Raw genomic sequence first — 6893 nt, 5'->3', positions numbered from 1 at the left:
CTCCTGGAGATCGGAAGGGTGGTCGGGGCGGGTCAGAGGTGGATGCCGCACTCGGTCTTGCCGGAGCCGGACCAGCGGCCGGCCCGGGCGTCCTCGCCCTCGGCGGGCTTGCGGGTGCAGGAGAGCGGGGAGCAGCCGACCGACGTGTACCCCTCCCACAGCAGCGGGTTGAGCAGCACGCCGTTGGCATGGACGTAGGCGTCCACGTCCTCCTGCGTCCAGCGGGCGATCGGGGCGAGCTTGACCTTGCGGCGCTTGGGGTCCCAGGCGACCACCGGGGTGTTCGCCCGGGTGGGCGACTCGTCGCGGCGCAGCCCGGTGGCCCAGGCGTCGTACGCGCCGAGGCCGCGGTTGAGCGGCTCGACCTTGCGCAGCGAGCAGCACAGGTCCGGGTCGCGGTCGTGCAGGCGGGCCCCGTACTGGGCGTCCTGCTCGGCCACGGTCTGCAGCGGCGTGAGGGTGATGACGTTGACCGGCATCACCGCGGCCACCGCGTCGCGGGTCCCGATGGTCTCCGGGAAGTGGTAGCCGGTGTCCAGGAACACCACGTCCACGCCGGGGAGGACGGAGGAGGCCAGGTGCGCGACGACCGCGTCCTCCATGGAGGAGGTGACGCAGAACCGCTTCCCGAACGTGTCGGCGGCCCACTGCAGGATCTCCTGCGGGGTCGCCTCCTCGAGTTCGCGGCCGGCCTTCAGCGCCAGCTGCTCGTGGTCAGTCGTCGTGCCGGTCATGCTGTGTTCCCCCCGCTGGTCGGACTCCCCGTCGCTGTCGGTGCGAGCAGGCCGAGGAACTTCAACTGGAAGGCGCGGCGGCAGCCGTGGCACTCCCAGGCGCCGTGACCGGCCTCGGACGGGCGCAGGTCCTCGTCGCCGCAGTACGGGCAGAAGAACGGTGCCGCTCGCTCGCTCACGACAGCTGCTCCTCGGTGGCCCGGGCCGTCCACTGGGCGAAGCGCTCGCCCTCGGCGCGGTCGGCCTGGTACCGGGTCAGGACGCGCTCGACGTAGTCGGGCAGGCCCTCCTTGGTGACCTTGAGGCCGCGGACCTTGCGGCCGAAGCCGGCCTCCAGCCCGAGCGCGCCGCCCAGGTGGACCTGGTAGCCCTCGACCTGGTGGCCCTGATCGTCCGTCACCAGCTGGCCCTTGAGGCCGATGTCGGCGACCTGGATGCGGGCGCAGGCGTTCGGGCAGCCGTTGATGTTGATGGTCAGCGGCTCCTCGAAGTCGGGGAGGCGCTTCTCCAGCTCGTCGATGAGCGTGCGGCCGCGCTCCTTGGTCTCGACGATGGCGAGCTTGCAGTACTCGATGCCGGTGCAGGCCATGGTGCCGCGGCGGAACGGGGACGGCGTGACCCGCAGGTCGAGCGCCTCCAGGCCGGCCACCAGGGACTCGACCCGGTCCTCGGCGATGTCGAGGACGAGCATCTTCTGCTCGGCGGTGGTGCGCAGCCGGTCGCTGCCGTGGGCGGCGGCGAGGTCGGCGATCTGCCCGAGCAGCCTGCCGTCGACCCGGCCGACCCGCGGCGCGAAGCCGACGTAGTAACGGCCGTCCTTCTGCCGGTGCACGCCGACGTGGTCGCGCCAGCGGCCGCTGGGCTCCTGCGGCGCCGGGCCGTCGATCAGCCGGTACTTGAGGTACTCGTCCTCCAGCACCTGGCGGAACTTCTCCACGCCCCAGTCGGCGACCAGGAACTTCAGCCGGGCGCGGTTGCGCAGCCGGCGGTAGCCGTAGTCCCGGAAGATGCCGATGACGCCTCCGTAGACGTCCGCGACCTCGTCCAGCGGGACCCAGGCGCCCAGCCGGACGCCGAGCTTCGGGTTGGTGGAGAGGCCGCCGCCGACCCAGAGGTCGAAGCCGGGGCCGTGCTCGGGGTGGACCACGCCGACGAAGGCGACGTCGTTGATCTCGTGCGCGACGTCCAGCAGCGGGGAGCCGGAGACGGCGGACTTGAACTTGCGCGGCAGGTTGGAGAAGTCCTTGTTGCCGATGAAGCGGCGCTGGATCTCGTCGATGGCGGGGGTGCCGTCGATGATCTCGTCCTCGGCGATGCCGGCCACCGGGGAGCCGAGGATGACGCGCGGGGTGTCGCCGCAGGCCTCGGTGGTGGAGAGGCCGACGGCCTCCAGCTTCTGCCAGATCGCCGGGACGTCCTCGATCCGGATCCAGTGGTACTGGACGTTCTGGCGGTCGGTCAGGTCGGCGGTGTTGCGGCCGTACTGCTCGGAGACCTCGGCGATCGCCCTGAGCTGGGCGACGGTCAGGCGGCCGCCGTCGATGCGGACCCGGAGCATGAAGTACTCGGCGTCCAGCTCGTGCGGGTCCAGGATCGCGGTCTTGCCGCCGTCGATGCCCTCCTTGCGCTGGGTGTACAGGCCCCACCAGCGCATCCGGCCGCGCAGGTCGGCCGGGTCGATCGAGTCGAAGCCGCGGTGCGCGTAGATCGTCTCAATACGTGTCCGCACATTGAGACCGTCGTCGTCCTTCTTGAACTGCTCGTTGGCGTTCAGCGGAGTGAAGTGCCCCATGCCCCACTGCCCCTCGCCCCGGTGGCGGGTCACCTTGCGAGCCGCGGCGGGGCGGCGCGCGGCGGCGCGGTCGGCCGTGGGCTCGGCGGTCTCGGGAGTGGTGGCCATGGTGAAGTCCTTCGGGGCAGGTGGCTCTGACGCCGGGTGGGTCGCTGGGCGTGCTCGGCGGAACGGTGCTGCCTGACCTGCTGGTTTATCAGGGCCGGGAGAGCAGTGACCGGGGCCGGGCGGGCGCCTGCGCATCCGCTTCGACGGGGATGGCGGAGTGGTGGCGCCGGGTGCGGTGGGTGGCGGCGGGGTGGGGCTCAGATCACCGGACAGATGGCGCTGGACACGCGGAGGAGATCGACGTGGAGTCGACCTACCAGGGTGGTTCCGGCGCTAGGCATGGCAAGAGATTCGCACGGCGCACGACGTGCGGTCCACTAACGTCCGTATTCTGGACGCAAAGGTTTCGGATGGCGAGACGTTGTGACGTTCCCGCCGCTCGCCGGATCCGCCCCCCGCGGCCACGGTATGACACGGAGATCAGCGGACCGGCCCCGGCCCGATACCGTTAGCCCTGTGCAAGAGGCAGGCGAAACGACGAGACCGGACCCCGAGCGGCCCTCCCGTCGTCGGGGCAGGGGCTCCCGGCGGGCGGCCAAGCAGGTCACCTGGCGCAGTACGGCCTGGGGCCTGGTCAAGGACACCACCAACACCTGCGTCGAGTACCGGGTCACCGGCCTCGCCGCGGAGGCGGCGTTCTTCACGCTGCTGTCCATCCCGCCGCTGCTGCTCTGCCTGGCCGGCACCCTCGGCTACCTGGACGACGTCCTCGGCGCCGGGACGATCGACAAGCTGAAGTCGGACATCGTCTCGGCTGCCGGGACGGTGCTCTCCGACTCGTCGATCCAGCAGGTCGTGAAACCGCTGCTGGACGACGTCTTCAACCACACCAGGCCCGACCTGGTCTCGCTCGGCTTCCTGCTCTCGCTGTGGTCCGGCTCCCGGGCGCTCTACATCTTCATCGACACCATCACCGTGATGTACGGGCTGGACGGCAAGCGCGGCATCGTCAAGACCCGGCTGATGTCGCTCGGCCTCTACCTCGGCGCCCTGGTGATCGGCTCGCTGGTGCTGCCGCTGCTGATGGCCGGGCCGGGGTTGGTGCAGAACGCGGTGCCCGACGTCGCGACCCTGGTCAACGCCGCCTACTGGCCGGTGGCGATCCTGCTGCTGATCGTCTTCCTCACCACCCTCTACCACCTCGCCGTGCCGGTCTCCACACCCTGGCGGGAGGACATCCCGGGCGCGCTGGTCGCGCTGGTGGTGCTGGTCTTCTGCAGCGTGGCCCTGCGGCTCTACCTGGTCAGCTCGGTCGAGGGCCCGTCGGTGTACGGCTCGCTGGCCGCGCCGGTGGCGGTGCTGCTCTGGATCTTCGTGGTCGCGCTCGCGGTGCTGATCGGCGCCGCGATGAACGCCGCCATAGACCGCCGGTGGCCCACCCTGGAGACCGCCGACGCCCGCGCCGAGAACGAGCGCGCCCACGAGGAGGCCGCCGCGGCGGTGGTCCGCGAGGTCGCCGCCCGGCGGGCCGTCGAACGGGCCCGGCGCGCGCGCGAGCTGGGCCTCGCCGAGGGCGCCGAGGAGGAGTACTGGGAGGACGAGGGCGAGGACGTCGAGCCGCCCTCCGAGTACCCCGAGCGCTGGGCCGACATACTCGCCGCCGAGAACGTCCGGGCCCGGCTCACCGCCCGCGGGGGCGGCCCGCACCACCGGCCGGCCCCGCCGCCGCCGGACAGCGACCGGCCGACCGCGCCGCCGCCCGAGTACCCGCTGCCCGGCCACCCGCCGCGGCCGCCGTGGGACCAGCGCTGAGCGGGTGCGCCGGGGGTAGCGGCTCGGGCCGGGCGCCGGCGCGGGTTCGACCGGCCCGTCAGGCCGGTTCCAGGGCCGTCCGGCCGGCCGAGTCGCTCAGCTTCACCAGCAGGGCGGTCATCAGCCAGTTCGCCAGCAGCGACGAGCCGCCGGCCGCCAGGAACGGCAGCGCCTTGCCGGTCAGCGGGATCAGCCCGCTGACCCCGCCCACCACCACGAACACCTGCAGCGCCAGCGCCGCCGACAGCCCGGTGGCCAGCAGCTTGCCGAACGGGTCGGTCAGGCCGACCGCCGTCCGCAGCCCGCGCTGCACCAGCAGCGCGTAGAGCAGCAGCACCGCCGTCACCCCGGTCAGGCCCAGCTCCTCGCCGACGGTGGTGATGATGAAGTCGCTGCGCCCGGCGAAGCCGATCTGCCACGGGTGGCCGACGCCGAGCCCGGTCCCGGTCAGGCCGCCGGTGCCCAGGCTGAACAGGGCCTCGGCGGGCTGGTCCGAGACGAGGCTCTTGTCGTGGTGCGGGAGGTAGTAGTCCAGCGGGTGCAGCCAGGCCTCGATCCGGCCGTGCACGTGCGGCTCCAGGGTGGCGACCACGAGCGCGCCGCCGACCGCCAGCAGCAGGCCGATCACCATCCAGCCGGTCCGCTCGGTCGCCGTGTAGAGCATCACCACGAAGACGCCGAAGAAGATCAGCGAGGTGCCGAGGTCGCGTTCGAAGACCAGCACCAGCAGGCTGACCACCCAGACCGTCAGCACCGGCCCGACGTGCCGGCCGCGCGGCAGCGTCAGCCCCCAGACCCGGCGGCCGGCCAGGGCCAGCACGTCCCCGTAGGTCGTCAGGTAGCCGGCGAAGAAGATCGTGATGGCGACCTTGACGAACTCGTCCGGCTGGAAGGACATCCCGCCGATGATGATCCAGCGCTTCGCCCCGTAGACGTCCCCCGGGAAGAACGCGGGGGCGGCCAGCAGGATCAGCGCGCCCGTCATCAGCAGGTAGACGTAGCGCTGGAAGACGCGGTGGTGGCGGACGGCCACGAGCAGCACCACGGCCGCCGCCACCGCGATGACCGTCCAGGTCAGCTGGGAGGGCGCGGCCGGGATCTTCTGCCAGTCGCCCTTGGCCGCATGGGCGAGCTTGTAGGAGAAGTCCAGGCGGTCGAGCAGCACCAGCCCGAACCCGGTCAGCAGCACGGCGAGCGGCAGGATCAGCGGGTCCGCGTACGGGGCGCAGCGGCGAACCGCCAGATGCGCCGCGAGCGCCAGCGCGCCCAGGCCGGCGCCGTGCGCGGCGAGGCCGGGCGGCACCCGGTCGGTCAGTGCCAGGCCGGCGGCCACGTGTCCGCCCAGGCAGACCGCGGCTGCGAGCAGCAGCAGTAAGAGCTCGATGTTGCGCAGGCGTGTGGCCCGGCGGCGGCCCTCGCCGCGTGCACTGCTCGGCACCCTTCGCGTCTCCCCGCTCGACCCACTCGCCCCCCCCGGGCGGTGCGCCGACGGCGCACCCTTCAGGACGGCGGCGGCGGGGTGGCGGTTGCGGTGCCGGGGGCACGGGTGGTGCCGGACGGCGGCCGAGGAGTGGCCGCGCGGCGGCTGCGGCGCGGCTCCGGAGTGCTGCGTGGCGGGGAAAGTCGCAGGTCAAAAACCGGTTGGCGGGGTCCTGGGAGATCGCTACGGTGTGATCAGTCCGGTACGGGGGCCGTCCATGCGTCGGCCCGAGGAGAAACAGGAGGTGAGCCACGTGATTGTCGTTGCCGTCACGGCTGCCCTGGGCAGCGCTCGCACACACCACCTCTCCCTCCCGGCCGCCTGCTGACGCCGCTCCTACGGCGCGCGCAGCCGCAGCCCGGCGGGATCACATTCCTCCCGAAGGGCCCACTGCGTTGTTCAACGCTGCCTCCGTTCCGTCTTCCCCTCTTATCTCTTCCTCTCTTACCTCTTCTTCCTCGGACGCCTCCGACCCGCTGGCCGGCTACGGCTGGACGGACGAGTTCGCCGAGCACTTCGCCCCGCTCGCCGAGGCCGGGCTCGTCCCGGCCCGGATCGTCCGGGTCGACCGGGGTCAGTGCGACGCCGTACTGACCGACCCGGAGACCGGCGAGCCGCGGACCGTCCGGGCGGACACCCGGCCGGTCGGCGACGCCGACATGATCAACTGCCCGTGCACCGGCGACTGGGCGGCCGTGGACCTCGCGGCCCAGCCGATGCCGGCCGTCGCGGCACTGCTGCCGCGCTCCACCGCGATCATCCGCAAGGTGGCCGGCAAGCGTTCCGACGGCCAGGTGCTGGCCGCCAACGTCGACACCGTGCTGATCGCCGCCTCGCTCGCCGCCGAGCCCGACCTCGGCCGGATCGAGCGCTTCCTCGCCCTGGCCTGGGAGTCCGGCGCCGAACCGGTGGTCGTGCTCACCAAGGCCGACCTGGTGGACGACGCCGAGTTCATCCGTGCCGACGTCGAGGGCATCGCGCCCGGCGTCACGGTGGTGGTGGTCAGCGCCGAGACCGGCGAGGGGGT

General features: G+C 72.4%; 7 protein-coding genes. 2 read left to right on the top strand and 5 right to left on the bottom strand.

The genetic code is table 11. From position 1 onward, the window contains the following. Window positions 1-32: 32 nt before the first annotated feature. From ABZ885_RS32655 to ABZ885_RS32640, 4 genes are all read right to left on the bottom strand, one after another. Window positions 33-734, bottom strand: coding sequence for a phosphoadenylyl-sulfate reductase (locus tag ABZ885_RS32655; protein ID WP_360196714.1), 702 nt, complete (start codon window positions 732-734; stop codon window positions 33-35). Further along, window positions 731-913 carry a hypothetical protein gene (locus ABZ885_RS32650; protein WP_360196711.1) on the bottom strand — a complete coding sequence of 61 codons (183 nt, stop codon included), beginning with the start codon at window positions 911-913 and terminating at the stop codon, window positions 731-733. Before ABZ885_RS32650 ends, ABZ885_RS32655 begins: the two co-directional genes overlap by 4 nt. Beyond that, window positions 910-2634 (bottom strand): nitrite/sulfite reductase, encoded by a 1725-nt coding sequence (locus tag ABZ885_RS32645; RefSeq protein WP_360196708.1) that lies wholly within the window; start codon window positions 2632-2634, stop codon window positions 910-912. The genes ABZ885_RS32650 and ABZ885_RS32645 overlap by 4 nt, the downstream gene beginning before the upstream one ends. 197 nt (window positions 2635-2831) lie before the next feature. Further along, complete coding sequence (locus ABZ885_RS32640; protein ID WP_329492070.1) at window positions 2832-2915, bottom strand: putative leader peptide; 84 nt, start codon at window positions 2913-2915, stop codon at window positions 2832-2834. A 175-nt stretch (window positions 2916-3090) separates the two neighbouring features. On the opposite strand from ABZ885_RS32640, the gene ABZ885_RS32635 reads away from it, so the two are divergent. Beyond that, window positions 3091-4386, top strand: coding sequence for a YihY/virulence factor BrkB family protein (locus ABZ885_RS32635; RefSeq protein ID WP_360196705.1), 1296 nt, complete (start codon window positions 3091-3093; stop codon window positions 4384-4386). Between the two features lie 58 nt (window positions 4387-4444). On the opposite strand, the gene ABZ885_RS32630 is transcribed toward ABZ885_RS32635, so the two are convergent. Beyond that, complete coding sequence (locus tag ABZ885_RS32630) at window positions 4445-5824, bottom strand: FtsW/RodA/SpoVE family cell cycle protein (RefSeq protein ID WP_360196703.1); 1380 nt, start codon at window positions 5822-5824, stop codon at window positions 4445-4447. Window positions 5825-6261: 437 nt separating this feature from the next. Between ABZ885_RS32630 and rsgA the strand changes: the two genes are divergently transcribed. Beyond that, on the top strand, window positions 6262-6893 hold a 632-nt coding region (rsgA, locus tag ABZ885_RS32625), incomplete at its 3' end, for a GTPase RsgA (protein ID WP_360196701.1).

Origin of the sequence: Kitasatospora sp. NPDC047058 (assembly GCF_040643935.1) — a bacterium.
Lineage (GTDB): Bacteria > Actinomycetota > Actinomycetes > Streptomycetales > Streptomycetaceae > Kitasatospora.
The sequence above is the reverse complement of the archived record's forward strand: the minus strand, read 5'-3'. Positions and strand labels throughout refer to the sequence as shown.